The organism is Streptomyces sp. NBC_00859, assembly GCF_045161865.1.
Classification (GTDB): domain Bacteria; phylum Actinomycetota; class Actinomycetes; order Streptomycetales; family Streptomycetaceae; genus Streptomyces.
In genome coordinates, this window is the sequence record NZ_CP108826.1 from 6,023,143 (window position 1) to 6,048,114 (window position 24,972).

The 24,972-nt window shown below is 71.7% G+C and carries 25 protein-coding genes and 1 riboswitch; of the genes, 11 read left to right on the forward strand and 14 right to left on the reverse strand.

The features are described from left to right. Positions 1–3: 3 nt before the first annotated feature. The 3 genes from macS (at position 4) to OG584_RS26385 (ending at position 3,133) form a co-directional block, all read left to right on the forward strand. A complete protein-coding gene (macS, locus tag OG584_RS26375) occupies positions 4–1,275 on the forward strand; it encodes a MacS family sensor histidine kinase (RefSeq protein WP_405781453.1) in 1,272 nt (423 codons plus the stop codon). Beyond that, positions 1,268–1,939 (forward strand): response regulator, encoded by a 672-nt coding sequence (locus tag OG584_RS26380; RefSeq protein WP_405781454.1) that lies wholly within the window; start codon positions 1,268–1,270, stop codon positions 1,937–1,939. Before macS ends, OG584_RS26380 begins: the two co-directional genes overlap by 8 nt. Before the next feature lie 165 nt (positions 1,940–2,104). Further along, complete coding sequence (locus OG584_RS26385; protein WP_405781456.1) at positions 2,105–3,133, forward strand: 6-phosphofructokinase; 1,029 nt, start codon at positions 2,105–2,107, stop codon at positions 3,131–3,133. Positions 3,134–3,202: 69 nt separating this feature from the next. Here the strand turns inward: OG584_RS26385 and OG584_RS26390 are convergent, their stop codons facing one another. Both OG584_RS26390 and OG584_RS26395 read right to left on the reverse strand, forming a co-directional pair. Then, positions 3,203–5,062 (reverse strand): anthranilate synthase family protein, encoded by a 1,860-nt coding sequence (locus tag OG584_RS26390; protein WP_405781457.1) that lies wholly within the window; start codon positions 5,060–5,062, stop codon positions 3,203–3,205. Positions 5,063–5,177: 115 nt separating this feature from the next. Then, positions 5,178–5,288, reverse strand: a complete 111-nt coding sequence (locus OG584_RS26395) for a trp operon leader peptide (RefSeq protein WP_405781459.1) — start codon at positions 5,286–5,288, stop codon at positions 5,178–5,180. A gap of 50 nt (positions 5,289–5,338) precedes the next feature. On the opposite strand from OG584_RS26395, the gene OG584_RS26400 reads away from it, so the two are divergent. Together OG584_RS26400 and OG584_RS26405 are read left to right on the forward strand one after the other, a co-directional pair. Continuing rightward, entirely contained in the window at positions 5,339–6,694 is a 1,356-nt protein-coding gene (locus OG584_RS26400) for a class II 3-deoxy-7-phosphoheptulonate synthase (RefSeq protein ID WP_405781461.1), read from the forward strand. Between the two features lie 205 nt (positions 6,695–6,899). Continuing rightward, positions 6,900–7,160: a bacterioferritin-associated ferredoxin gene (locus OG584_RS26405; RefSeq protein WP_405781462.1), complete on the forward strand. Its 261-nt coding sequence runs from the start codon at positions 6,900–6,902 to the stop codon at positions 7,158–7,160. A gap of 11 nt (positions 7,161–7,171) precedes the next feature. On the opposite strand, the gene bfr is transcribed toward OG584_RS26405, so the two are convergent. After that, the gene (gene bfr / locus OG584_RS26410) at positions 7,172–7,651 is read right to left on the reverse strand and encodes a bacterioferritin (RefSeq protein WP_405781464.1); all 480 of its coding nucleotides are present in this window, start codon (positions 7,649–7,651) and stop codon (positions 7,172–7,174) included. Positions 7,652–7,805: 154 nt separating this feature from the next. Here bfr and OG584_RS26415 point away from each other — a divergent pair, with 154 nt between their 5' ends. Continuing rightward, positions 7,806–8,438 carry a sulfite oxidase-like oxidoreductase gene (locus tag OG584_RS26415; protein WP_405781465.1) on the forward strand — a complete coding sequence of 211 codons (633 nt, stop codon included), beginning with the start codon at positions 7,806–7,808 and terminating at the stop codon, positions 8,436–8,438. A 43-nt stretch (positions 8,439–8,481) separates the two neighbouring features. Here OG584_RS26415 and OG584_RS26420 read toward each other — a convergent pair whose 3' ends face one another. The 7 genes from OG584_RS26420 to thiO all read right to left on the reverse strand — a co-directional run bounded on the left by OG584_RS26420 (position 8,482) and on the right by thiO (position 14,568). Further along, positions 8,482–8,994 carry a DUF4396 domain-containing protein gene (locus OG584_RS26420; protein WP_405781466.1) on the reverse strand — a complete coding sequence of 171 codons (513 nt, stop codon included), beginning with the start codon at positions 8,992–8,994 and terminating at the stop codon, positions 8,482–8,484. A 118-nt stretch (positions 8,995–9,112) separates the two neighbouring features. Next, entirely contained in the window at positions 9,113–9,964 is an 852-nt protein-coding gene (locus OG584_RS26425; RefSeq protein ID WP_405781468.1) for a deoxyribonuclease IV, read from the reverse strand. Between the two features lie 7 nt (positions 9,965–9,971). Then, on the reverse strand, positions 9,972–11,858 hold the full coding sequence (gene pknB, locus OG584_RS26430) for a Stk1 family PASTA domain-containing Ser/Thr kinase (protein ID WP_405784296.1): 1,887 nt from the start codon (positions 11,856–11,858) through the stop codon (positions 9,972–9,974). After that, on the reverse strand, positions 11,756–12,295 hold the full coding sequence (locus OG584_RS26435; protein WP_405784297.1) for a MerR family DNA-binding transcriptional regulator: 540 nt from the start codon (positions 12,293–12,295) through the stop codon (positions 11,756–11,758). The genes pknB and OG584_RS26435 overlap by 103 nt, the downstream gene beginning before the upstream one ends. A 23-nt stretch (positions 12,296–12,318) precedes the next feature. Further along, entirely contained in the window at positions 12,319–13,149 is an 831-nt protein-coding gene (locus OG584_RS26440; RefSeq protein WP_405781469.1) for a thiazole synthase, read from the reverse strand. Between the two features lie 7 nt (positions 13,150–13,156). Continuing rightward, on the reverse strand, positions 13,157–13,402 hold the full coding sequence (thiS, locus tag OG584_RS26445; RefSeq protein ID WP_405781471.1) for a sulfur carrier protein ThiS: 246 nt from the start codon (positions 13,400–13,402) through the stop codon (positions 13,157–13,159). Then, complete coding sequence (thiO, locus tag OG584_RS26450; RefSeq protein ID WP_405781473.1) at positions 13,399–14,568, reverse strand: glycine oxidase ThiO; 1,170 nt, start codon at positions 14,566–14,568, stop codon at positions 13,399–13,401. The genes thiS and thiO overlap by 4 nt, the downstream gene beginning before the upstream one ends. After that, positions 14,566–14,678: riboswitch (TPP riboswitch) on the reverse strand. Its footprint overlaps the gene before it by 3 nt. Positions 14,679–14,809: 131 nt before the next feature. On the opposite strand from thiO, the gene OG584_RS26455 reads away from it, so the two are divergent. From OG584_RS26455 to OG584_RS26475, 5 genes are all read left to right on the forward strand, one after another. Next, the gene (locus OG584_RS26455; protein WP_405784299.1) at positions 14,810–15,976 is read left to right on the forward strand and encodes an NAD(P)/FAD-dependent oxidoreductase; all 1,167 of its coding nucleotides are present in this window, start codon (positions 14,810–14,812) and stop codon (positions 15,974–15,976) included. Positions 15,977–16,062: 86 nt separating this feature from the next. Then, on the forward strand, positions 16,063–16,428 hold the full coding sequence (locus tag OG584_RS26460) for an Rv2175c family DNA-binding protein (RefSeq protein WP_405781475.1): 366 nt from the start codon (positions 16,063–16,065) through the stop codon (positions 16,426–16,428). 91 nt (positions 16,429–16,519) lie between these two features. Next, positions 16,520–17,170: a thiamine phosphate synthase gene (gene thiE, locus OG584_RS26465; RefSeq protein ID WP_405781477.1), complete on the forward strand. Its 651-nt coding sequence runs from the start codon at positions 16,520–16,522 to the stop codon at positions 17,168–17,170. Between the two features lie 130 nt (positions 17,171–17,300). Beyond that, the gene (gene metF, locus OG584_RS26470) at positions 17,301–18,218 is read left to right on the forward strand and encodes a methylenetetrahydrofolate reductase [NAD(P)H] (protein ID WP_405781478.1); all 918 of its coding nucleotides are present in this window, start codon (positions 17,301–17,303) and stop codon (positions 18,216–18,218) included. Positions 18,219–18,270: 52 nt separating this feature from the next. Continuing rightward, a complete protein-coding gene (locus tag OG584_RS26475) occupies positions 18,271–19,233 on the forward strand; it encodes a hypothetical protein (RefSeq protein WP_405781480.1) in 963 nt (320 codons plus the stop codon). A gap of 66 nt (positions 19,234–19,299) precedes the next feature. Here the strand turns inward: OG584_RS26475 and OG584_RS26480 are convergent, their stop codons facing one another. From OG584_RS26480 to OG584_RS26495, 4 genes are all read right to left on the reverse strand, one after another. After that, entirely contained in the window at positions 19,300–20,751 is a 1,452-nt protein-coding gene (locus OG584_RS26480; protein WP_405781482.1) for a phytoene desaturase family protein, read from the reverse strand. A 401-nt stretch (positions 20,752–21,152) separates the two neighbouring features. Continuing rightward, positions 21,153–21,758: a TetR/AcrR family transcriptional regulator gene (locus OG584_RS26485; protein WP_405781483.1), complete on the reverse strand. Its 606-nt coding sequence runs from the start codon at positions 21,756–21,758 to the stop codon at positions 21,153–21,155. A 104-nt stretch (positions 21,759–21,862) separates the two neighbouring features. Further along, complete coding sequence (locus OG584_RS26490) at positions 21,863–23,947, reverse strand: YhgE/Pip family protein (RefSeq protein WP_405781485.1); 2,085 nt, start codon at positions 23,945–23,947, stop codon at positions 21,863–21,865. Next, positions 23,919–24,797, reverse strand: coding sequence for an ATP-binding cassette domain-containing protein (locus OG584_RS26495; protein WP_405781486.1), 879 nt, complete (start codon positions 24,795–24,797; stop codon positions 23,919–23,921). Before OG584_RS26495 ends, OG584_RS26490 begins: the two co-directional genes overlap by 29 nt. Between the last annotated feature and the right edge of the window lie 175 nt (positions 24,798–24,972).

Below are 24,972 nucleotides of genomic sequence, written 5' to 3' on the forward strand. Positions count from 1 at the left end.
GACATGGCGAAGGACCGGCGTGAGCGCGTCGTACGCATGTCGGTCGAGCTGCCGCTGTGGCGGGCGCTGACCGCGTACCGGGTACTGACACTCGTCTACGCGATCGTGCTGTTCGGCTGCGCGCACGGGGAGTTCCAGCGCCAGTGGGTGGCCGTCGGCTTCTTCACGGTGCTGAGCGTGTGGACCCTGGCCACGCTCCCCAGGGTGTCCAACGCGGCCCGCTGCACCAAGCGTTTCCTCGGCGCCGACCTCACCATCGCCCTCGCCGGCATTCTGCTGACGCCCGTCGCCGACTCGCACGCCCGGGTTGTCGGGGGCGCCACGACGATGCCGTCCATATGGACCGCGGGTTCCGTCCTCGCCTTCGCGATCAAGGGCGGCTGGCGCTGGGCGGCGTTCGCCTCGTCGCTGGTGGCGGTCGCCAATGTCACCGAGCGCGGCGAGCCGAGCGGGGACACCGTGCACAACGTGATCCTGGTGTGGATCGCCTCCATCGCGATCGGCTACATCGTCGAGGTGGCACGGGCCTCCGAACGCACCCTCGCCCGCGCCCTGGAGATCGAGGCCGCCACCCGCGAACGGGAACGGCTGGCCCGCGGCATCCACGACAGCGTGCTCCAGGTCCTCGCCATGGTGCAGCGGCGTGGTGCCGAGCTCGGCGGGGAGTCCGCCGAGCTCGGCAGGATGGCGGGGGAGCAGGAGGTGGCCCTGCGCACCCTGGTCTCCACGGGCCTCGTCCCGCTCGCCAGGGACCCCGCCGAAGGGGGGCCGGAGGGGGGCCGGGGGGACGGGGCCGGCGGGCGGCGGACCGGGGAGCCGGGCCCCTGCGATCTGCGCACGCTGCTCGCCCCGCACGCCGGATCGCGGGTGAGTTTCGCGGAGCCGGGCGCCCCGGTACTGCTGGAGCCCGCGGCGGCGAAGGAGCTCGCCGCGGCTGTCAGCGCCGCCCTGGACAATGTCCGCAGGCACGCGGGCGGCAGCGCGCGGGCGTGGATCCTGGTCGAGGACGAGCCGGACGAGGTGATCGTGACGGTACGGGACGACGGCCCCGGCATCCCCGCGGGGAGACTCGCGGTCGCCGAGGGGGAGGGGCGCCTCGGCGTCGCTCTCTCCATCCGGGGCCGGCTGCGGGATCTGGGCGGCAGCGCGGAGCTGATCTCGGTGCCGGGCCAGGGCACCGAAGTGGAGTTGAAGGTCCCGCGGAACACGCGGGACGGTTACGGCAGTGCCGCGCACTCCGCGCGGACACACGGGGGGACGGATGCACATGAGTGAGCAGCGGACGGTCAGGGTGATGGTGGTCGACGACCACCCGATGTGGCGTGACGCGGTCGCCCGGGACCTGGCGGCCGCAGGGTTCGACGTGGTCGCCACGGCGGGTGACGGCCCCCAGGCGGTGCGGCGGGCCAGGGCCGCCGCACCCGATGTGCTGGTCCTCGACCTCAATCTGCCGGGCATGCCGGGTGTCCAGGTCTGCAAGGAGCTGGTCGGCGCCGACCCCAAGCTCCGTGTCCTGGTGCTGTCGGCGAGCGGCGAACACGCCGACGTGCTGGAGGCCGTGAAGTCCGGCGCCACCGGCTACCTGCTGAAGTCCGCCAGCACGCAGGAGCTGTCGGACGCGGTCCGCAGCACCGCGGCCGGTGACCCGGTCTTCACACCGGGCCTGGCGGGCCTGGTGCTCGGCGAGTACCGCAGGCTCGCCTCGGACCCCGTGCCCACCGCCTCCAACGAGCCGAAGGCACCGCAGCTCACCGAGCGGGAGACCGAGGTGCTGCGTCTCGTCGCGAAGGGGCTGAGCTACAAACAGATCGCCGAGCGCCTGGTCATCTCGCACCGCACCGTTCAGAACCATGTGCAGAACACCCTCGGCAAACTCCAGCTGCACAACCGTGTCGAGCTCGTCCGGTACGCCATAGAGCGCGGTCTCGACGACATCTAGGGCCTGGCCCGGCAGGCCCCCCGGGGCTCGTGGTGCCAGGGCCGGTTTCCCACGGGCAACTGCGTTACCACGACCGGGAATTGACCTGCCGCCCTATCCCTTTGTGACCTGGGTCACCGTAGCGTGGACGGTACGGCGTCTTCCACTGCGAAGGGACGTGGTTCCATGCGGGTCGGAGTGCTGACCGGGGGCGGGGACTGCCCCGGGCTCAACGCGGTCATCCGGGCTGCCGTCCGCAAGGGCGTCCAGGAGTACGGCTTCGGCTTCACCGGATTCAAGGACGGCTGGCGCGGGCCACTGGAGGACCGCACCGTCCCGCTCGGCATCCCGGAAGTACGCGGAATCCTGCCGCGCGGCGGCACCGTACTCGGATCGTCGCGCACCAATCCGTTCCGGACCCAGGACGGCGTCCGAAGGGTGCGGGAGAGCCTCGCCAGACATGGGGTCGACGCGCTCATCGTGATCGGCGGCGAGGACACGCTGGGGGTGGCCGACCGCCTCTGGCGCGAGCACGGGATCCCCTGTGTCGGCGTACCGAAGACCATCGACAACGACCTCTCGGCCACCGACTACACCTTCGGGTTCGACACGGCGGTCAATATCGCCACCGAGGCCATCGACCGCCTCCGTACCACCGCCGAGTCGCACATGCGTGTCCTGGTCGTCGAGGTGATGGGCCGGCACGCGGGGTGGATCGCGCTGCACTCGGGGCTGGCCGGCGGCGCCAACGTCATCCTCATCCCCGAGCAGCGCTTCGACATCGATCAGGTCTGCGCCTGGGTCACCTCGCGCTTCCGCGCCTCGTACGCGCCGATCGTGGTCGTCGCCGAGGGGGCGATGCCCAAGGACGGCGACGCGGTGCTCAAGGACGGTACGCGCGACTCCTTCGGCCACACCCGGCTCTCGGGGGTCGGCGAATGGCTCGCCGCCGAGATAGAGAGGCGGACCGGCCACGAGGCCCGCACCACCGTCCTCGGCCATGTCCAGCGCGGCGGGACGCCCAGTGCCTTCGACCGCTGGCTGGCCACCCGCTTCGGCCTGCACGCCGTCGAAGCGGTACGGGACGGGGACTTCGGCACGATGGTCGCGCTCCGCGGTACGGACATCGTGCGGGTGCCCATCGCGGTGGCCACCGCCCGGCTCAAGACGGTCGACCCCGCGCTGTACCGGGAGGCGGGGGTCTTCTTCGGCTGAGCGGGCGCAGGGCGGGCGCCGCAGCGAGAACACGCCGGCGCCCGCCCGCGAAGGGCGACCCGGGCCCGGCTACACCAGTACCCCGGCCAGCAGCCCTGCCACGATCCCGGTCCCGTCCATCGTCAGCACCGACTCCGGGTGGAACTGCACCCCGGCGAACCCCGCTCCCCGCATCGCGTGCACCTCACCGCCGGCCGGCTCCCGGCTCAACTCGATCCGGTGCGCAGCCAGCTCCGCCGCCGTGCCCTCGTCGCACCGCGCCGTGAACGAGTTGTAGAACCCGACCGTCTCGTGCCGCCCGAAGAAGTCGATGCGCTCCTGGGCGCCCTGGTGCGGGACCGCCTTCCGGACGATCTCCAGGCCCAGCTCGGCCGCCAGCAGCTCGTGACCCAGGCACACCCCGAGCAGCCCGTGCCGGTGGTCGCGGAGCAGCTCCGCCGCGAGATCCCGCAGCAGGCGCATCCTCGGGTCCCCCAGGTCCGTCGGGTCGCCCGGCCCCGGGCCCAGCACGACAGGGCCCCGGTGCCCCCGTACCCGCTCCCGCAGACCGGGCTCGTCGTAGCGCCGTACCGTCACGTCGAGCCCCGAAGACCGCAGCAGGTGCGCCAGCATCGTGGTGAAGGTGTCCTCGGCGTCCACCACCAGCGCGTGGCCCGTCATGGTGGCGGCCGTCTCCTGCATCCGCAGCCAGAACGGCGCGAGGCCGGCCCGCCGGGACTCCAGTGCCGCCCGCACCCGCGGGTCGTCCGCGAGCCGCGCACCCGCGGCCCCCCGTCGTGGCCGCCCCTCCCGTACCCCGAGAGCGGTCAGGACCCCCGCCGCCTTGGCGTGCGTCTCGGCGACCTCGCCCGCCGGGTCCGAGTGGCGCACGAGCGTGGCGCCGACCCCGACCCGCAGTGCGCCCCCGGCCGAGATGTCGGCCGTCCGGATGAGGATCGGCGAGTCCAGCGTCTGCGCCCCGCCCGCGTCCCGGCCGATGAGTGCCAGCGCCCCCGCGTAGTAGCCGCGCCCGTCCGGCTCGTACCGCTGGATGACCCGGCAGGCGTTCTGCACCGGTGAACCGGTGACGGTCGCGGCGAACATCGTCTCCTTCAGTACCTCGCGCACATCCATCGAGCTGCGGCCGCGCAACTCGTACTCGGTGTGCGCGAGATGGGCCATCTCCTTGAGCCGCGGCCCGACGACGACGCCGCCCATGTCGCCGACGGTGCACATCATCTTCAGCTCCTCGTCGACCACCATGGAGAGCTCGTCGGTCTCCTTGCGGTCGCCGAGGAACTCCAGCAGCGCGCCGACGGACGGCCCGTCCTCCGGGTAGCGGAAGGTCCCGCTGATCGGGTTCATCACGACGGTCCCGCCGGACATCCGGACATGCACCTCGGGGCTGGCGCCGACCAGGGTGCGCCCGCCGGTGTGCACGACGAAGGTCCAGTACGCGCCCCGCTCGCCGGCCAGCAGCCGCCCGAAGAGGGCCAGCGCGTCCGCCCTGCCGAAGCCGGGTACGGAGCCGGTGTACGTGCGCCGGACGACGAAGTTCGCGCCCTCGCCCCGGCCGATCTCCTCCTGGACGACCCGCCCGACGATCTCCCGGTAGGCGTCGTCGCTCACGTCGAAGCCGCCGTCCTCGACCCGGACGGCATGTGCGGGTAGCCCGCCGAGCACATCGCCGAGCGGCAGCTCGTACGTCTCGTCGGCGACCAGGACGGCCAGCGGCGTCCCGTCGTCGTGCACGTCGAAGCCGCGCTCCGCGATCTGCCGGAACGGCACCATCGCCAGTACCGGGCCGCCGCCCACCGGGATGTCCGCGAGCCGCTCCACCTCGTGGACCTCGCCGATGAGCAGCTCGACGACGTCGTGGTCATGGCCCGGAGTGCGCCTGTGCAGCAGGGCGAAGGGGCGGTGATCGTCCAGCAGTGCGCCGATGAGCATCGGGGTTGTTCCTTCCGGGCGTCCCGCGGTGCGGGGGTGGGTACGGGGAGGAACGGCCGGTGGAAACACGGAAGGCCGCCCTCGGGCGGCCTTCGCTTCGTCTGTACGCGCGATGTCAGTGGGCCGCCGGATGAGCGGTCCACCACCAGTTTCGAGTCGTCGTCGCGAACATGGTGGGGACTGTAGCGCATGGGTGGTGTCCGTCCGGGGCGCCCGGCCGTCTCATCCATCGGGCGGCGCGAAAACCGGTGACGGCGACCCCGTACTGTTGCCTGTGTGACCGTGAACGCTGATTTCCAAGCCCCTGCCGCAGAGGCACCCTGGCGAGACCTTCCCGCGGTGCAGCAGCCCGAGTACCCGGATGCCGGCGCGCTGCGCGATGTGATCGCGGACCTCACGTCGTATCCGCCGCTCGTCTTCGCGGGCGAGTGCGACCAGCTGCGCGAGCGCCTGGGAGCCGTGGCCAGGGGCGAGGCGTTCCTGCTGCAGGGCGGCGACTGCGCCGAGGCCTTCGACGCCGTGTCCGCCGAGCACATCAGGGCGAAGCTCAAGACGCTGCTCCAGATGAGCGCCGTGCTCACCTACGCGGCCTCCGTGCCGGTCGTGAAGGTCGGCAGGATCGCGGGCCAGTACTCCAAGCCGCGCTCCAAGGGCACCGAGACCCGCGACGGTGTGACGCTGCCGACGTACCGCGGTGACTCGGTCAACGGCTTCGACTTCAACGAGAAGTCCCGGGTCCCGGACCCGGACCGGCTGAAGCAGATGTACCACGCGTCCGCGTCGACGCTGAACCTGGTCCGCGCCTTCACCACCGGCGGCTACGCGGACCTGCGCCAGGTGCACGCCTGGAACCAGGACTTCGTGAAGTCCTCGCCCTCCGGGCAGCGTTACGAGCAGCTCGCCCGTGAGATCGACAGCGCGCTCAACTTCATGAAGGCCTGCGGCACCGACCCGGCGGAGTTCCGCGCGGTCGAGTTCTACGCCTCGCACGAGGCGCTGCTCCTGGACTACGAATCGGCGCTGACCCGCACGGACTCCCGTACCGGCAAGCTCTACGACACCTCGGGTCACATGGTCTGGGTCGGTGAGCGCACCCGCCAGCTGGACCACGCGCACATCGAGTTCGCCTCGCAGATCCGCAACCCGGTCGGTGTGAAGCTCGGCCCGACGACCACGCCGGAGGAGGCGCTCACCTACATCGAGCGTCTGGACCCGGACCGCGAGCCCGGCCGGCTCACCTTCATCGTCAGGATGGGCGCGGACAAGGTCCGCGACAAGCTGCCGAACCTGGTCGAGAAGGTCACCGCATCCGGTGCCCAGGTCGTCTGGGTGACGGACCCGATGCACGGCAACACCTTCGAGGCCGCGTCCGGTCACAAGACCCGCCGCTTCGACGACGTGCTCGACGAGGTCAAGGGCTTCTTCGAGGTGCACAAGAGCCTGGGCACGCACCCCGGGGGCATCCACGTCGAGCTGACCGGTGACGACGTCACCGAGTGCGTGGGCGGCGGCGACGAGATCTTCGTCGACGATCTGCACCAGCGCTACGAGACGGCCTGCGACCCGCGGCTGAACCGCAGCCAGTCGCTCGACCTGGCGTTCCTGGTCGCGGAGATGTACAGGGCCCAGTAAGGGGGCCTTGCACTGGCGGGCCCCGGCAGGCAGGCGGGGCCGGCGCGGCCGCCGGACAGTGGCGAGGGCCGTGGGGCGCGGATCACAGCGATCCGCCCCCCACGGCCCTTTTGCACTCCTGGAGCGACGGGTAAGGTTAGGGTTACCTCACCGAATACTTCGGGGTGGTGCCCGTCAGCGACCCCCGTCCGGGAGGTGAACCCGCGTGTACGTCTGCTCGTGCTTCGGCGTGACCGAGAAGCAGGTGAAGGACCACGTGGACGCAGGTGCCTGCACCCCCCGCGACATCGCGTCGGCCAGCAAGGCCGGCACCGACTGCGGTGGCTGCGTACGCAGCATCCAGGCGCTTCTCGGCCGGGGCGGCTGCCCCCGCCGTGAGCTGCTCGACGGTCGGCTGCAGCCCGCGGGGGAGCCTGACGGCGGCCGGCCGGAGCCGGTCGGATCGCCGCTCCCCGAAGCCGCCTGACCCCGTACGGCTCAGCTCTCCGGCTGCTCGATCAGCTGGGCGATGTACAGCGGCTCACCGAGCTTCTCGACCAGCTCCAGCTGGGTGTCGAGATAGTCGATGTGGTGCTCCTCGTCGGCCAGGATCGACTCGAAGATGTTGGCGGACGTGATGTCGCCCTTGCCGCGCATGATCTCGATCCCGCGCCGGAGCCGGTCGATGGCCTCGGCCTCGACCTGCCGGTCCGCCTGGAACATCTCGGTGACCGTCTGGCCCACGCGTACGTGGAAGAGCCGCTGGTAGTTCGGCAGGCCGTCCAGGAAGAGGATCCGGTCGGTGAGGATCTCGGCGTGCTTCATCTCGTCGATCGACTCGGACCTGGTGTATTTCGCGAGCTTGGTCCAGCCGAAATTCTCCTGCATCTTCGCGTGCAGGAAGTACTGGTTGATCGCCGTGAGTTCTGCGGTCAGCTGCTCGTTGAGGAACTCGATGACCTCGGGGTCGCCCTGCATTGCAGAGGCTCCTTCCAGGCGTGTATCCGGGCAGGTTTCGCGCATCCTCGCACCGCCCATCGGGGGCGTCCAGTAAGTGCAGGCTTAGTACGAGTTGACCGAATCGGTGCAGACCTGGTCATGACCACCCCGCGAGGTCTGTCACCATGGATACATGGGTCAGCCGGAAAGCCGGGAGCGGCAGGGAGCGGTGCAGTCCGAGCTTCCGCCGGGACAGCGGCTGCAGCGCGGCTGGCCGGTCACCCACTACGGACCCGTCCCCAAGTTCAAGCCCGACCGGTGGGAATTCCGGATGTTCGGGGCCACGGCGGACGGCGAGAAACACTGCTGGAACCACGAGGAGTTCTCGGCCCTGCCGTTCTCCACCGTGGTCGCCGATCTGCACTGCGTGACGAAGTTCTCCATGCTGGGCGCCGAGTGGGGCGGTGTGCTCGCGAGGACGCTGGTCGAGCTCGCGCCCCCGGCGCCGCAGGTCACGCACGTGATGGTCTGGGCCGAGTACGGTTACAGCGCCAATCTCCGGCTGTCGGACTTCACGGACGCGAAGACGCTCTTCGCCACCCACAAGGCCGGTGAGCTGCTCACCGCCGAGCACGGGTTCCCGCTGCGCCTCGTCGTACCCAGGCTCTACGCCTGGAAGGGCCCCAAGTGGGTCCGTGGCATCGAGTACATGGCGGCGGACCGCCGTGGGTTCTGGGAGGAGCGCGGGTACCACAACCTCGGTGACCCCTGGCAGGAGCAGCGCTACTCGTACCAGGAGGGCCCCGGAGACGGTCCGGAGCTCTGAACTCCGCACCGGCCGGGACCCGCGCCGCCCCCAGGTTCCGAGGTCAGTGGTGGTACTGGTGCACCACCGCGTGGCCCTTGCCGCGGCCGATCATCCACTTGTTGACGGGTGTGGTGACCGTGAACGCCAGGGCGAGCGAGAGGGCCAGCGAGGCCCAGAAGAGCACGTCCGCGAGCTGGGCGTTCATCGCACTGGGCCAGACGGCGATCACGCCGTTGTCGATCAGTTCCATCACCGCGATGGAGAGGGTGTCGGCCGCGAGCGCCACGCGGAACGCCGCCTTGAACCCGATGCCCGCCCTGAGGATCGACCGCAGGGTCAGGGAGTAGCCGAAGGCGAAGGCCAGCGCGATCGCCATGACCGTCGTGGGGATGTTTCCCCAGCCGAGCGCCGTGCCGATCACCATGCCCAGGATCTCGCCGATGGCGCAGCCGGTGAGGCAGTGCAGGGTCGCCCGTGCGGCCATGGACCAGCTGACCGCTCCGGGAGCGCCGTCGTGGTGTGGACCGTGGTGCGGGCTGTGCTGTCCGTGCTGCGTGTGTGCCTCGTGCCGCATGACGTACCCCCAGGGCCTGGAACGGATGCCGGTTCCTGTTCACCTGGGGAACAAGATACCCCTAGGGGGTATTCCTGCGAGAGTCTCCCGGCCCGGATTCCCGGAGGGAGCGGATTCCTCAGGGGCGCAGGGACTTCAGGCGGGCCACGTCCGCCGTGTGCCCTTCCTTGCCGCCGGGGGTCTCGATGATCAGCGGCACCCCGGCGGTCGCGGGATGGGCGAGCAGCTCTCGGAACGGCTCCGCACCGATGTGACCCGCGCCGATGTTCTCGTGCCTGTCCTTGTGGGCGCCCGCAGCCTCTTTGGAGTCATTGGCGTGGATCAGCTTGAGCCTGCCCTCGCCGACGGTGTCCACGAGGAGGTCCAGGGTCTGGTTCATGCCGCCGGGGGCGGCGAGGTCGTGTCCCGCCGCGAAGATGTGGCAGGTGTCCAGGCAGACACCGAGCCGCGGGTGGGAGTCGAGTGCGTCGAAGTACGGGCCGAAGTCCCACGTGCGTGCGCAGAGCGAGGAGCCCTGGCCCGCCGTCGACTCCAGCAGCAGGAACGGGTCGTCGTCGTGCGTCAGCTCGTCGAGAAGCGGCAGCAGATGGGTACGGACCTGCGCGAGCGCCTCGGAACGCGGCCGGCCACCCGTCGCCGAGCCGGTGTGCACGACCACGCCCAGCGCGCCGATCGCCCGGCCGCGGCGCAGCGAGTGGCGCAGTGAGTCGACCGACCGCTCCGCCGTCGCGGCGGTGTGCGAGCCGAAGTTGATCAGATACGGCGCGTGCACGTACGCCGTGACCGACTCGTTCGCGCACTCCTTGCGGAACTGCTCGTCCTGGTCCGGGTTCCCGGCGGGTGTCGCCCAGCCACGCGGGTTGGCCACGAAGACTTGCACGGTCTCGGCGCTCAGCTCGCGTGCGTAGGGCAGTCCGGTCCTGGCGAGGCCGCCGGCCACGGGTACATGGCCGCCGATGGGGTTGCGCACGGTGTGTTCAGAGTCCCTTGGTCTTGATGGTGATGGTGCCGCCCTCGGGGGCCCGGTCGCCGCCCTCGACGGACTGACTCGCGACGGTGTCGCTGAAGGAGAGGAACGGCCGGTCGACGTGGACCTTGAAGCCCTTGTCCGTCAGCGCGCTCTTCGCGTCGTCCACGCTGTCGCCGGTCACGTCGGGGACGCTGATCATCCGGGGGCCCTTGGAGACCGTCAGCGTGATGGTGTCGCCCTCGGCGGCCCTGGCTCCGTCCGCCGGTGACTGCTCGGCGATGTCGCCGGCGTCCTCGGAGGAGTTGACGCGCCCCGGAGCGACCACGACCTTGAGGTTGTCGTCCTTGAGGTCGGCGGTGGCGTCCTCCACGGACTCGCCCGTGACATCCGGCACGTCGACGGGGGCGCCCTTGGAGACCACCAGGGCGACGGCGGAGTCCGTGTGCCGCTCGGCGCCGGCCGCCGGGTCCGTACGGATCACCTTGCCCCGCCCGGTCCCGTCGCTGAACTCCTTGGTGACCATGCCGGACCCCAGTCCTGCCTTCGCCAGCTCCCGCCTGGCCTGCGCGAGGGGCTCACCCTCCACGCGGGGGACCCGGACGATCTCGGGGCCGCGCGAGACGACCAGGGAAACCGCGTCGTTGTCCCGGATACGGGCGCCCGATGCCGGACTGCTGCTCATGATCTGGCCGCGGTCGTAGGTGTCGCTGAACTCGCGTTCGGTCTTCTTCACGTCGAGTCCGGCTGCCGAGAGCCGTGACCGGGCCGTTTTCTCGGGCTGGCCGAGGAGCGAGGGGACCCGGGTGAACTGGCCCGAGTTGATGTACCAGACACCGGCTCCGGCGCCCAGCACCAGCAGCACGGCGACGACCGAGGCGATCAGACCGCGGCGGGTCCGGCGGCTGCGGCGTACGGGCCGGCGCTCGGGCTCGGGCTCCGCCACGGCGGGCATCACCAAGCGGCTGGTCCGGTTGGACCCCGCCACGGGGAGCGGGCGCCGGATCACATCCGTACGGTCCTCGGAAGCACCGGCACCGGCGGGCCCGCCGGAGAGTGCCTGCGGCGGGGCGGCGTCCAGCTCCCGGTCGCTGAGCGCGGCGCGGGTCTCCAGAACCTCGCCGAGCAGCGCCGCGGCGTCGTGCGGCCGGTCGTCGGGGCGGCGGGCCGTGGCGCTCGCCACCAGCCCGTCCAGCCGGGCGGCGAGCCCCGGTACGGCCGCGGACGGCGCGGGCATGCCTTCGTTGAGGTGCTGGTAGAGGACCTGGGCGGCCGTGTCACCGCCGTGCGGTTTGGCGCCGGTCAGCATCTCGTACAGCACCACACCGCATGCGTAGACGTCCGCGCGGGTGTCGGCTGTGCCCTGCTCGATCTGCTCCGGGGCCAGGTAGGAGACGGTGCCCAGGATGGTGCCCGTGCTGTTCGTCTCGGTGTCCACGGCCCGGACGAGGCCGAAGTCGGCGACCTTGACCCGGCCGTCGTCACCGATCAGGACGTTCTCCGGCTTCATGTCGCGGTGGACGAACCCGGCCCGGTGCGCTGCGCCGAGTGCGGCCAGCACCGGCTCCAGGATGTCCAGGGCCGCGCGGGGGCACAGAGCGCCGCGCTCGCGCAGGACGTCACGCAGGGTGCACCCGGCGACGTACTCCATCGCCAGATAGACGTGCGCGCCGTCCGCGCCCTGGTCGAACATGCCGACCACATTGGGGTGGTCGAGGCGGGCGACGGACTTGGCCTCCCGGATGAAGCGCTCCACGAAGGTGGCGTCGACCGCCAGCGCGGGGTGCATCACCTTCAGCGCGAGCACCCGGTCCAGGCGGGTGTCGACGGCCCGGTAGACCGTCGCCATACCACCGACGGCGACGCACGCGTCAACCCGGTAGCGGCCGTCGAGCAGCTGCCCGACGAGCGGGGCCTGCGGGTCACCAAGCGTCGTATCCACGCAGGCGAGTGTACGAGTCGGCGCCGACAGGGCCTAAGCGGTCCTGGTGAACGGGACGTGACTGAAGCCGAGCTGTGACAGGCGTGTGGCGCCCGTGAGCGCGCCGCCGCACGGCCTCCCCGCTTCGTGGCGCGAGGGCAGGTCCGTGCGGCGGGGCCGCCCGGAGCGTCGCCACCCGTTACGGGCCGGCCGTGCGGGTGCCCAGCCGGACGAAGGTGACAGCGGTCTGCACGGCGAGTGCGGCCGGCCCGGTGCCCGCCGGCAGTGCGCCGGGACGGGCTGAGCAGCCCGATGGTGTCCCAGTGGTGGAGGCTACGCACGGTGAGTCCGCCGGCCTCGGCCAGCGGACCTGCCTTCCAGGTCGCGGAAGCGGTCATGGGGCAACAGTGCATCCTCACGTGACGTGAGGTTCACGTCATGAAGGCGACTGCCGCTGTCCGCCCGGAGCCGCCCCGAAGGCGGGCCGCTCCGGATCGAGCACCGCACGCCCCTGTTCCGGTGACGATGCCCGTGCGAAGTGCCTCATCGGGATACGTCCCGCCCGGTAGGCCAGCCTGCCCGCCTCCACGCCCCGCCGCATCGCGGACGCCATCAGCTCCGGCTCCTGCGCGCGCGTCACCGCGGACGCCAGCATCACCGCCGCGCACCCGAGCTCCATCGCCAGCGCCGCGTCCGATGCCGTACCGGCCCCCGCGTCGAGGATCACCGGCACCCCGGCCCGCTCCACGATCAGCTGGAAATTGTGCGGGTTGCGGATGCCGAGACCCGAGCCGATGGGGGAGCCGAGCGGCATGATCGCCGCGCAGCCCACCTCCTCCAGCCTCCGGGCCAGCACCGGATCGTCGTTGGTGTACGGCAGGACCGTGAAGCCGTCGTCGACCAGGGCCTCGGCGGCGTCGAGCAGCTCCACCGGGTCGGGCAGCAGGGTGTGCTCGTCGGCCACGACCTCCAGTTTGATCCAGTCCGTGCCCAGCGCCTCGCGGGCCAGGCGCGCGGTGAGGACCGCCTCGCCGGCCGTGAAGCAGCCGGCGGTGTTGGGGAGCACCCTGATGGAGAGCCGGTCGAGCACCGAGAGCACCGAGCCCTGGACCGTCGGGTCGAGGCGGCGCATCGCCACCGTCGTCAGTTCGGTCCCCGACGCGATCAGGGACCTCTCCAGCACGTCGAGGCTGGGCGCACCGCCCGTACCCATGATCAGCCGGGAGGACAGGACGGTGTCCGCGAGAGTGAAGGGGTCGTCAGCCATGTCCGGTTCAGCCTCCCTGGACCGCGGTGAGGATCTCGACGCGGTCGCCGTCGGCGAGCACGGTGCGGGACCACAGGCCCCGCGGTACGACGGTCTCGTTGACGGCGGCCGCGACGCCCGAGGGAGCACTGGTGAGAGTGGCGACCAGCACGTCGAGGGTGGTTTCGGGCGCGACGGCACGGGCCGCGCCGTTCACGGACACCCGCGGCGAAGGCGCACCCACCGGTGACGCTTGGACGGATGGCACATTCATGCGGGCTGCTCCTGTCGTACGGGCGAGAAGCGCAGGGGAGAGAAGGCACGGGCCTCGGCCGGCAGCTCTCCGGTGGTCAGCAGTCCGGCCATCACGTCGCCGGTCATGGGTGTGAGCAGCACACCGTTGCGGTAGTGGCCGGTGGCCAGCAGCAGGCCGGGCAGCGCGGTCGGGCCGAGCAGCGGCGCGTTGTCGGGTGACGCCGGGCGCAGCCCCGCGCACGTCTCGGTGAGCGGGAGTTCGGTGATGCCGGGCACCAGGTCGTGGGCGTCGCGGAGCAGCTCGTAGACCCCGCCCGCGGTGACCGTGGTGTCCCAGCCCAGCTCCTCGCTGGTCGCGCCGACCACGAGTTCGCCGTTCTCACGGGGGACCAGATAGACGTGACTGCCCCGGACGACCGCGCGGACGGTCCGGCTGAGGAACGGCGCGTAGACCCGCGGCACCGTCAGCCTGAGCACCTGGCCCTTGACCGGACGCACGGGCGGAAGCACCGCGTCCGGCAGCCCCGCGAGCTGTCCGCTGCGGCTGCCGGCCGCCAGCACCACCTGGCCCGAGGTGAGCGCGGTGCCGTCGGCGAGCACGACACCGGTGGCCCGGCCGCCCTCCGTCGTCAGGCGCTCCGCCCAGCCGCGGTGGAAGGTCACCCCGGCCCGCTCGCACGCGATGAGCAGCGCCTTCGCCAGCCGCCGCGGATCGACCTGGTGGTCACCGTCCACCCGCAGCCCGCCGCGCACACCCGGCGCGAGCATCGGTTCGAGCCGCCGGCACTCGCGCCCCGTGAGCCACTCCGACTCCAGACCCGAGCGGAGCTGGAGCGCGTGCAGCTCCCGCAGATGCGCCCGGTCGTCCAGGTCGAGGGCCACGGAGAGCGTGCCGCAGGCGCGGTAGCCGAGATCCTGCCCCGACGCCTCCTCCAGCTCCGCGGCGAACGCCGGATAGCGCCGGGCGGACTCCAGATTCAGACCGAGCAGCACCTGCTCGCCGTAGTGCAGTTCCGTGACGGCGGCCAGCATGCCCGCCGCGACCTGCGCGGCACCGCCGCCCGGCTGCGGGTCGACGACAGCGGTGCGCAGTCCGCGCTGCGCCGACCGCCAGGCGGTGACCAGACCGATGATCCCGCCCCCGACGACAGCTACGTCCGAGGTGTTGGCGTGATGTGTGTGCATGGGCGTCCAGCCCCTCCCTTCGCCGGCATGACCCGGATCAGGTTCGTACGGTCGGAGGCCGTCCAGCCTCCCTCTCAGCCCGGTGCGCCCGGACTCCCGCGAGTAGTTCCGCGTGCCAGCCTAACCCCGGTCCGCACCGCCCCGTAAGGCGTCCCATGACCGCCCCTGTCCTGACGCCGAGTCAGCTGCTTAAGGTGATCAGGTGAGCGAGCCGAGGAACGTCGTCATCGCCGGTGCGGGCATGGCCGGAGTCCAGACCGCTGTCGCCCTGCGGGACCAGGGCTTCACCGGATCCGTCACGCTGATCGGTGAGGAGGCCCACCCGCCGTACGACAGACCGCCGCTCTCCAAGGCGGTGCTGCTCGGCAAGGCCGAACACTCCGCCTTCGACGTCGACTTCGGCGCGCTCGGGGTCGAACTGCGGCTGGGGTGCGAGGTGACCGGCGTACGCCCGGCAGACCGGGAACTGGACACCGCGAGCGGCCCCCTCCCGTACGAGGCGCTGGTCGTCGCCACCGGTGCCCACCCGGTCACGCTGCCCGGCAGCGAGGGCGTCCCCGGCGTCCATCTGCTGCGCACGCTCGACGACGCGGGGCGGCTGCGGGCCGTCCTCGCGGACCGGCTGGACGTCGTGGTGGTCGGTGCCGGGTGGATCGGCGCCGAGTTCGCGACGGCCGCGCGGGAGGCGGGGTGCGCGGTGACCGTGGTGGAGGCGGCCGGCCGGCCTCTTGCCGGGGTGCTGCCCGCCGAGGTCTCGGCTCCGATGGCCGGCTGGTACGCCGACAGCGGAGCCGAACTCATCACCGGCGAGCGGGTGGCCCGTGCCGAACCCGGCACCGTGGTCCTGGAATCCGGGCGGAGGCTGCCGGCCGGGGCCGTGCTCGTCGGAATCGGGGCCAGACCGGCGACCGGCTGGCTCGCCGGCTCCGGGATCGCACGGGGCGCCGACGGCTCGGTCACGGCGGACGAACGGCTGCGCACCTCGGCCGCCGGTGTGTACGCGGTCGGCGACTGCGCGTCCTTCCCGTCCCGCCGGTACGGCGAGCGGCTGCTGGTCCACCACTGGGACAACGCCCTCCAGGGGCCGCGCACGGTCGCGGCGGACGTGATCGGCGGGGAGCCGCGGATCTACGACCCGGTGCCGTACTTCTGGTCCGAGCAGTTCGGCCGGTTCGTCCAGTACGCGGGCCACCACGCGGCCGCCGACACACTGGTGCGGCGCGGCGACCCGGCGGGCCCCGCCTGGTCCGTGTGCTGGCTGCGCGAGGAGCGGCTCGTCGCCGTGCTCGCCGTCGGCAGACCCCGCGACCTGGCTCAGGGGCGGAAGCTGATCGAGTCGGGAACCGCGCTCGACCCGGTGCGCGCCGCCGACCCGGGCGTGCCGCTCAAGTCGGCGGTCCCGCGGTAGACCGCGGGGCCGCGGGCGTGGTCCGCCCGGCCCTGAAGGGCTGAGTCCGGGTATCGGCTGTCAGTGCGGGATGGCAGGCTTGTCCCGTGACCGAGATTGACGCAAGAACAGATGCTCTCGTCCCCGCCTGGCTGCACCTCCCCGACATCGCCGAGATGTTCGACGTCGAGGTGACTCGCGTACGCCAGCTGGTCAGGGACGGCACGCTGATCGCCGTACGCCGCGGTGAGAACCGTGCGCTCCAGGTGCCCGCCGCCTTCATCGACGGCAGCAAAGTGGTCAAGGGCCTCGCCGGCACCCTGACCCTCCTGCGGGACGACGGCTTCAGCGACCAGGAGATGCTGGAGTGGCTCTTCACCCCCGACGAGACCCTGCCCGGCACGCCCGCGCAGGCACTGAGCGAGAATCGCGGGACGGAGGTGAAGCGCCGGGCCCAGGCGCTCGCCCTCTGATCAGAGTGTGAACACCTCCGCGGTGCACGGACCGGGCCCGCCCCGGTCCGTGCACCGCGCCGTCCACTGCCTTCCACGGGGGGAACGCCCGATGTCCACCGCATCCGCACCGCTGTCCGACGCCCGGCTGTACCTCTGCACGGACGCCCGCAAACGCCAGGGGGACCTGCCGGAGTTCCTGGATGCCGTCCTGGCCGGCGGTGTGGACATCGTCCAGCTGCGGGACAAGGGCATGGAAGCAGCCGAGGAGCTCGACCACCTCCAGGTCTTCGCCGACGCCTGCCGCAGGCACGGCAAGCTGCTCGCGGTGAACGACCGGGCCGACGTCGCGCACGCCATCGCCTCCGACGTGCTGCACCTGGGCCAGGGCGACCTGCCGGTCCCGGCCGCCCGCGCGCTCCTGGGCCCCGATGTGCTCATCGGCCGCTCGACCCACGCCGAGTCCGAGGTGGACGCGGCCGCGGCCGAGCCGGGCGTCGACTACTTCTGCACCGGCCCCTGCTGGCCGACGCCGACCAAGCCGGGGCGGCACGCACCGGGGCTCGGTCTCGTCCGGTACGCGGCGGCTCTCACCACCGAGCGCCCCTGGTTCGCGATCGGCGGGATCGACGCAGGCAACCTCGACGAGGTACTGGACGCCGGTGCGCGCCGCGTGGTGGTCGTCCGCGCGATCACCGAGGCGGACGATCCTGCCGCTGCCGCCGCCGCTCTCGCCCGCCGGGTCAGGGCACGCGCCACCTGACCAGCAGGTGGCCGCGAAGCCGCAGGTGGCAGCGGTGAGAAGTGTCCGAATGGTGGGCAAGGATCTCACAAATGGGCCATAAAGCCCCGGCGTGGTTGGGGAAGCGGCAAGCCCTGACTAACCTGCCCGTATGGCCTTCGGTACTTCTTCCACCAGAACCGACCACGCGCGGACCGTGCGTGACCTGCTCGCGACCGGCAGGACGCTGTACTCCTTCGAGTTCTGGGCTCCCAAGACCGAGAAGGGCGAGCGGAACCTCTGGAACGCGCTGCGCCGGGTCGAGGCGGTGGCGCCCAGCTTCGTGTCCGTGACCTACGGCGCGGGCGGCTCGTCGCGCGCGGGCACGGTCAGGGCCACCGAGCAGATCGCGTCGGACACCACGCTCACCCCGGTCGCCCACCTCACGGCCGTCGACCACTCCGTCGCCCAGCTGCGCAACATCATCGGCCAGTACGCCGGCGCCGGAATCCGGAACATCCTGGCCGTCCGCGGTGACCCGCCCGGCGACCCGATGGGCGAGTGGGTCAGGCACCCCGAAGGCGTCACCTACGCTGCCGACCTGGTCCGGCTGATCAAGGAGTCGGGCGACTTCTGTGTCGGCGTCGCCGCCTTCCCCGAGATGCACCCGCGCTCGGAGAACTGGGAGACCGACATCCGGCACTTCACCGACAAGTGCCGCGCAGGTGCCGACTACGCGATCACCCAGATGTTCTTCGACCCCGAGGACTACCTGCGGATGCGTGAGCGGGTCGTCGCCGCCGGATGCGACACCCCGGTGATCCCCGAAGTCATGCCCATCACCAGCGTGCGCCAGTTGGAGCGGTTCGCCCAGCTCAGCAACGCGCACTTCCCGACCGGCCTGAAAGAGCGCATCCTCGCGGTCAAGGACGACCCGGCCGCTGTACGCTCCATTGGCATCGAGTTCGCTACGGAGTTCTGCGCGAAGCTGCTCTCCGAGGATGTCCCTGGGCTGCACTTCATCACGTTGAACAACTCCACGGCGACCCTCGAAATCTACGAGAATCTCGGACTGCACAAGCAGTCCTGACCGGCACACCCGGCCCCCGTACCGGGCCGGGCGGCCGCAGAGAGGGGCGTACATGGGCTGGACGGTCCTCTATGTCGGGTTCGGATTCGTCGCGCTGTGGCTGCTGGGCGAGGTGCTCCTCCAGTACAAGGCCAGGCTGCGCTGGCGCCTGCTCGCCTTCACCGGGTTCCTCGGCGTGGTCATCGGGGTGCTGCTGCACTCGGTGCCGGTGATCGTGGTGGGGGCCATCGCCTTCGCCGTCGGCCAGCTGTACGTCACGCTCTCCTTCCGCCGCGGCTTCTCGACCGGCTGGGCGATCGGGGGCGCGCCCAGGGCGAGCAAGCGGCGCAGGGCGCGCGGCGCGAGCGTGAAGGAACCGGTACTCGAAGTCTCGGACCTCCAGTACCAGGAGGCAGAACAGGGCCGGCCGGAGGGCCAGGAACAGCAGGCCGGGCACGACGACGCCTTCGCGCAGCCCGGTCAGGACCACGACGGATACGGGCAGAGCGCGTACAGCGAGAACGCCTACGCGACGGACGACGGCTTCGGCTACGACGTGTCCGCGTACGGTCAGCAGGCCGCGGGCGCCGGCGTCTTCCCGGACTTCCCGCAGGATCCCGAGACCATGGCCGCGGGTGTCTACGCCCCGCAGCCGATGCCCGACGACACCGGCCAGTACGGCGTGTACAGCGACACGGCGTACGGCTCCGCCGCGCAGTACGGCACCGGCGGCTACGACCAGAACGGCCAGCCGTACCAGGGGCAGTACGGCTACGGCGGCGAGCAGGAGCAGTACCCGGCCTACTCGGACCCGTACATCGGCGCGGGCCAGTACGGGGCCTCCTACGGCGCTGAGCAGCAGTACGCCGACCCCTACCCGGACCCGTACGCCAACGACACCCCGCCCGGCGGGGTCTGGGTTCCGCAGCAGCGCGACAACGAGCCGGCGTACGGCGGCCCGCCCCACCCGGAGCAGCCGGGACACGAGCCGTACCAGCAGGACCACAACGGTTATAACGACCAGCAGCGGTACTGAGCGGGGGCGCCGACGGGTGGCGGGCCTCCCCGGGGCGAGGCGCAGGCCCCGCTACCCGCCGCCCGCTCACTGCGAACCGCGGAACCCCTCACCCTCGACGATCAGCCCGGCGGCCAGCGCCCCGGACATTCCGGCGTGGGCGAGTCCGCCGCCGGGGTGCGACCAGCCGCCCGCGAGGTGGAGACCGGGCAGCGGCGACCGGTTGGGGGCGGGCAGCAGCCGGCCGCCCGCACCGGCCAGGGCCGGGCCGGGCACCTGGAGCGCTCCGGTCTCCCGCAGCGTGTCCGCGGGGGTCCGCACCTCCCGCCACAGCACGCGCTCGCGCAGACCGGGCACAGCGGCCTCCGCGGCCGCCACCACCCGGTCGGCGAACGCCTCCGCACGCGCCTCCGCGTCCTCCCCGGTCCACTGCCCCCCGCCGCCGGTTCCGCCGGGGACCGGGACCGTGACGGTCAGCGTGAGCGACTCATGGCCGGGGCCGGGGATCAGCGCCGGATCACCCGGACGCAGCACCGTCACCACCGGCGGAGCGCCCTGCCCGCCGTGCACCACCGTCCGGTGGGCGGTGTCCGCCGGACGGTCCCCGCGCAGTGCCAGACAGACCACGACCCTGCCGGTCCGCGCACCCGTCTCCCGGTTCGGCCAGGGGCCCGACGGCACCCCGGCCACCGGGGCGCCGGCGACCACGTGGTCCGCCTCGGCACAGCCTCCGCCCGCCAGCCCGACACCGCAGGCCCGGCCGTCCTTCTCCCGTACGTCCGTCACCTCGGCCGAGAACTCGAACGCGACCTTCCGTGCCAGGCACCGCTCGTACACCGCGTCCGCGAGCGCCCGCATCCCCCCGCGTACGTACCAGTTGCCGAAGGTCTGCTCCATGTACGGCAGCACGGCCGCCGACGCGGGCGCCGTCAGCGGATCGAAACCGTGGGCCAGCGCGTAGCTCGCCAGCAGCGCCGTCAGCCGCGGGTCCCGCAGCTCCCTGCTGCCGACCTCGCCGAGCGTGGACGCGCTGCGCCGCAGCAGCCCGGTCCTGAGCGCGGGGTACGGATCGCGGCCCAGCGGGGCGGTATCGGCGGGCAGCGGCTCTTCGAGGAGCGGCCGCCTGGTCCTGTCCCAGGTCTCACGCGCCCGGTCCAGGAACGCGCCCCAGCGCGCGCCCGCGCCGCCGCCCAGCGCGGCGTCGAGCGCCTCGACGGCTCCGGCGCGTGAGGCGTTCGGGAGCAGCACGTCCGTCCCGTCGGCGAACAGATGGCGGCTCGCCGGGTCCACCTGGACGAGCTGGACGCACTTCTCCAGCGGCTCACGGCCCGTCTTCACGAACAAGTCGCGGTATACGGCGGGCAGCTGGAGCAGTCCGGGCCCGGTGTCGAAGACGAAACCGTCCCGGGCGAAGCTGCCCACCGCCCCGCCGTAAGTCGTCGTACGTTCGTACACCGTCACCCGGTGGCCTGCCACAGCCAGCCGGGCGGCAGCCGCCATGGCGCCCATCCCGGCGCCGATCACCGCAATCCGTGCCATGGCACGGACTTTATCGGTGCGGTGTGCGCCAGGAGGAAGCCGGACCCGGCGGCGGGCCGGCGGCGAGGCTGTGCACACAGGCCCGCACACGGTACTGAGTATCCGTACCTAGGGGCCGAGATGAGTAATTGCACGGATGGGCTCTCACCTGCAAAGACGGCAGAGTGTGGGACACGGAAGGGGCGCAGCGCCGAACCGCCGACACGGGGCGGCGGAACGGCGCGGCTCCCCGGACGAGTACGGAATGTACGGGGGAGTACAGCGGGGGAGTACGGGGGACAGCGCCGCTCACGAACGGCCCGGGTGACCGGGCCGGGACGGGCGGCGCTCTTCCTTTCCGGCCCTGTTTCCCGCCTCGCCCTCCGGGCTTCCGGCTTCCTCGTCCCGCCCCGCTGCCCGGGTCAGCGGCCGCTGACGCGCCCGTGCAGCAGCCGCGAGAGCGCCGCGTGCACCTCGTCGATGGACCGTTCGCTCTGGAACGCCTGCCAGTCGAGGGCCGCCACGAGGACCATCCCGACCAGGGCGGCGGCCGTCAGCGGGATGTCGATCTCCTCGTTCAGCTCGCCGCCTTCGACGGCCTCGCGCAGCACGGTCTCCACGACCGCGACAGCCTCCTGGCGCACCACCAGCAGGGTCGACTGCCAGGCGCGGTTGGTGCGCCACACCTCGGCGACATACAGCTGGGTGAAGGCCGGATAGGCGTCGATGAAACCGAGGCCGGACCTGATCATCGCGTCCAGCGCGTCGACCTTGCTGCCGCCGCGCCCGGCCGTGGTGTCGGCCGCGGACTGGAGCGAGGCGGTGAGCAGCCCCACCCCGTGCCGCAGCAACTCCTCGAAGAGCACGGTCTTGCTGGCGAAGTTGTAGTAGACCGTGCCCTTCGCGACCCCGGCGCGCTCGGCGATCTCCTCCACCGTCGTGGCGGAGAAACCCTTCTCCGCGATGAGGGTGACGGCCGCCTCGTACAGCTTCTGGCGGGTGGCCTGCCGTCTGGTGCTGGTGTCCATGCCCCTGATTCTCACAGGTTCTCCGCGCCGGCCTGTCGCACCGGCCGCGCCGAGCCCGCGGGCCTCCGCAGCTGATGCTCCCCGCCCCGCACGGGCCACGCCCCTCACAGGCTGAGCTCTGGATGCAGGCGCTCCATGGTCCACACCTGTTTGCTCCGTGCGGAGAGCGCGGTCAGCGCCAGCGCGGCGACGGTGAAGGCGAGGAGTACGGCCGAGCCCGTCATCACGGGCGCGAGACCCCCGCCCGTGATGAGTCTGCGCAAGCCCTCGACCACGTAACTCATCGGCAGATAAGGGTGGATGGCGTTGAAGAACGCCGGGCTCGTCTGTACCGGATAGGTGCCGCCCGCCGACGTCAGCTGGAGCATCAGCAGCGCCAGTACGAGGATCCGCCCCGCCGCGCCGAAGCGGGCGTTGAGCCACTGCACGATCGCGGCGAAGCAGCACGTCACCAGGGCCAGGAAGCCCAGGGTTCCGGCGGTGCGCACCATCTGCAGCCCGATCGCCCAGTGCAGTACGGCCATCAGCGCGGCGGTCTGGAGCACACCGATCGCGGCCACCGGCAGCCAGCCGGCGAAGGTGATCCGCCACGCCGAGGCACCGGCGGCCAGCGCACGCCGGCTGAGCGGCTGGATGAGCATGTACGCCACCATCGCGCCGACCCAGAGCGAGAGCGGGATGAAGTAGGGGGCGAAGCCCGTGCCGTAGTTGGGCGCGGGGTGCAGCGACTTGGAGGCCAGCTGCACCGGATCGGCCATGACACCGGTGCGCCGGTCCCGGTCCTGCCTGTCGTAGTCGGGGATCTTGGAAACACCGTTGTGCAGACCGGTGGCGAGGGTGCCGGCGCCGTCGGAGAGCTTGACGATCCCGGTGCGCAGGGTGTGCGCGCCGGTGTCCAGTTTTCCGACGCCGGTGTGCAGATCGTCGGCGCCCGTCCTGGCCGACGCGAGCCCTGTGTGCAGCCGTGCGGCGCCGCTCGCGACCTGGTGCGCCCCGCTGTCGAGCTTGTTGATCTTGGCCACGGCGGTATCCAGGTCGGTGGCGAGGTCCGGGGCGTGCTCCGCCAGGCTGTCCGCCTGTTTCTGGAGGGTGGCGAGCTGTCCGTCGAGCTTCTTCAGATCCCCGTTCTGCTGCTGGACGAGGCTGTTGACGTCCCCCGCGATGCGGGCCGTGTCGGCGGCCGCCTCCTTGGCCTTCTTGAGCTGGGGGCAGGCCGGGTCGGGGACGGGCAGGTCCTGGCAGCGGGCCCGGTAGACGGTGTTGAGGTCGGCCGACGCCGTGGTGGCGCCGCTCGCCGCCACCGGGGCCGCCTTCACCAGCGTCGCGAGGTGATCCCGTACGGCCTGTGTGGTGTCGGAGACCAGCCGGGCGGCGTCACCGATGGTCTTGCTGTTGTTCTTGAGGAACGGACGGACCGGTCCGGCGGCGCCGTTCACCGTGTTGGCCAGGGTCCGGGTGCCGGCGGCGACCTGTTTGGAGCCTGACTGGAGACCGGCCGAGCCCTTGTCGAGCTTCTTGATGCCGCCCGCCAGCTTGCCGCTGCCGGCCTTGGCGTCCTTGAGTCCGTCCGCCAGGGCCTTGGAGCCCTTCTTCGCCTTGCCCAGACCGGACTTGAGGTCCGAGGCGCCGTCGGCCGCCTTGGCCGTCTGGTCGTGCAGACTGGAGAAGGAGAGATAGATGCGGTCCAGGAAGGTCCGGGACGCGTGCGTCGATGCCGAGGTCCTGACCTCGGAGAACACCGTCCGGGAGATCTGCCCGACGATGTAGTTGTTGGCATCGTTCGTCCGGACCTGGAGTGCGCCGGTCTCCGGGTCGTCGCCCGAACTGGACGCCACCCGCCTGCTGAAGTCGGCCGGCATGGTCAGCGACAGGTAGTACGTGCCGTCCTCGACGCCCTTGTGGGCCTCGGCGGCGCTCGTCTCGTGCCAGTCGAAGACCTTGCTGTCGCGCAGTCCCTCGGTGATGTCGTCACCCGCCCGGACCTTCTTGCCGGCGGCTTCGGCGCCCCGGTCGTCGTTGACCAGGGCGACGGGTATCCGGTCGAGCCGGCCGTAAGGATCCCAGAACGACCAGAGGTACAGGGCGCCGTAGAGCAGGGGGAGCAGCAGGAGCGCGACCAGCGCGGCGCGCGGGAGCCTGCCCCTGCCGAACCGCTTCAGCTCAAGCGCGGCCAGTCTCGGCGAGCGCATCGGCTGCCCCTTCCGTTGTGTCCTTCGGATTCTTCGTGTCCTGTGTGCCGGTGCCGGTGCCGGTGCCGGTGCCGGTGCCGGTGTCCGTGGTGTCCGTGCCGGTGTCCGTGACGTCCGTGGTGTCCGTGACGTTCGCGGCTGTCCGGGTGCCCGGCTCCTGCCGGGTGGAGACGGTGACCGCGCCTTCGGGCGCCCGGCCGCAGACGGCAAGGACGGTGACACCGCCCGCTGCGACGGAGCGCAGCATTCTCCAGGCCTCGTCGCGTTCGGGGCCCGAGAGCTTGAGGTCCGCGTCATCCACCGCGAGCAGCCGCGGACCGCCCATCAGGCCGAGGGCCACGGAGAGCCGCAGCGCCTCCAGACGCTCCAGATCCCGCACGGAGGTGCGGCCCTTCTTGGGCAGCGTGGTGACATCGAGCCCGGCTGTCTCCAGCGCGCGGTCGATGCTGACCCGGGCTGCGGCGGCGCGCTCGGAGCGCGGCCGCAGCAGGGCGCGGAACGATCCGCTGTACCTGTGCTGGAGCAGGGCGCGCTCGCGCAGATGCTCGTCGACGGTCAGTGCCGGGTCGAGCTCGCTCACCCCGGGGACCGGCCCCAGCGCACTGATCCGCCGTACTTCGGCCAGCCGCTTCGGCAGCCGGAGTCCGGCCACATCGGCGTGGCCCTCGCTCGTACGCATACGGCCGGTCAGCGCGAGGAGCAGACAGGTGCGCCCGGAGCCGGACGGACCTTCGACCGCGACGAGCGCGCCAGGACCCGCGTCGACGCTCACGTCTCGGAACGCCCAGCCGTAGGGGCCCCTGAGCCCCAGACCCTCCGCTATGACAGCTGCCCCGTGCGGGCTGTCCACGACACCCTCCCCTACGCCGTCGGCGAGGTCCGCCTCTCCGACTTTTGAACTGACCGGTCAGTGCAAAAAAATACGCTGTCCTTCGCGACTCTGGCAAAGCCCCAGGTCAGGGCCGATTGTCAGTGGGGGCGCGCACTCTGGACACAGACGGCCACAGACCGTCACACGACGACAG

Coding starts and splice junctions, on each gene's coding strand:
- OG584_RS26420 (WP_405781466.1), bottom strand. CDS start 8,994: ATGCGGCACGAGGCACACACGCAGCACGGACAGCACAGCCCGCACCAC.
- OG584_RS26490 (WP_405781485.1), bottom strand. CDS start 23,947: ATGCGCTCGCCGAGACTGGCCGCGCTTGAGCTGAAGCGGTTCGGCAGG.
- OG584_RS26395 (WP_405781459.1), bottom strand. CDS start 5,288: ATGAGACGGCCGGGCGCCCCGGACGGACACCACCCATGCGCTACAGTC.
- OG584_RS26440 (WP_405781469.1), bottom strand. CDS start 13,149: ATGGCTGACGACCCCTTCACTCTCGCGGACACCGTCCTGTCCTCCCGG.
- thiE (WP_405781477.1), top strand. CDS start 16,520: ATGTCCACCGCATCCGCACCGCTGTCCGACGCCCGGCTGTACCTCTGC.
- OG584_RS26480 (WP_405781482.1), bottom strand. CDS start 20,751: ATGGCACGGATTGCGGTGATCGGCGCCGGGATGGGCGCCATGGCGGCT.
- OG584_RS26380 (WP_405781454.1), top strand. CDS start 1,268: ATGAGTGAGCAGCGGACGGTCAGGGTGATGGTGGTCGACGACCACCCG.
- OG584_RS26485 (WP_405781483.1), bottom strand. CDS start 21,758: ATGGACACCAGCACCAGACGGCAGGCCACCCGCCAGAAGCTGTACGAG.
- OG584_RS26390 (WP_405781457.1), bottom strand. CDS start 5,062: ATGCTCATCGGCGCACTGCTGGACGATCACCGCCCCTTCGCCCTGCTG.
- bfr (WP_405781464.1), bottom strand. CDS start 7,651: ATGCAGGGCGACCCCGAGGTCATCGAGTTCCTCAACGAGCAGCTGACC.
- OG584_RS26415 (WP_405781465.1), top strand. CDS start 7,806: ATGGGTCAGCCGGAAAGCCGGGAGCGGCAGGGAGCGGTGCAGTCCGAG.
- OG584_RS26435 (WP_405784297.1), bottom strand. CDS start 12,295: ATGCACTGTTGCCCCATGACCGCTTCCGCGACCTGGAAGGCAGGTCCG.
- OG584_RS26385 (WP_405781456.1), top strand. CDS start 2,105: ATGCGGGTCGGAGTGCTGACCGGGGGCGGGGACTGCCCCGGGCTCAAC.
- macS (WP_405781453.1), top strand. CDS start 4: ATGGCGAAGGACCGGCGTGAGCGCGTCGTACGCATGTCGGTCGAGCTG.
- thiO (WP_405781473.1), bottom strand. CDS start 14,568: ATGCACACACATCACGCCAACACCTCGGACGTAGCTGTCGTCGGGGGC.
- OG584_RS26475 (WP_405781480.1), top strand. CDS start 18,271: ATGGGCTGGACGGTCCTCTATGTCGGGTTCGGATTCGTCGCGCTGTGG.
- metF (WP_405781478.1), top strand. CDS start 17,301: ATGGCCTTCGGTACTTCTTCCACCAGAACCGACCACGCGCGGACCGTG.
- OG584_RS26455 (WP_405784299.1), top strand. CDS start 14,810: ATGGCCGGAGTCCAGACCGCTGTCGCCCTGCGGGACCAGGGCTTCACC.
- thiS (WP_405781471.1), bottom strand. CDS start 13,402: ATGAATGTGCCATCCGTCCAAGCGTCACCGGTGGGTGCGCCTTCGCCG.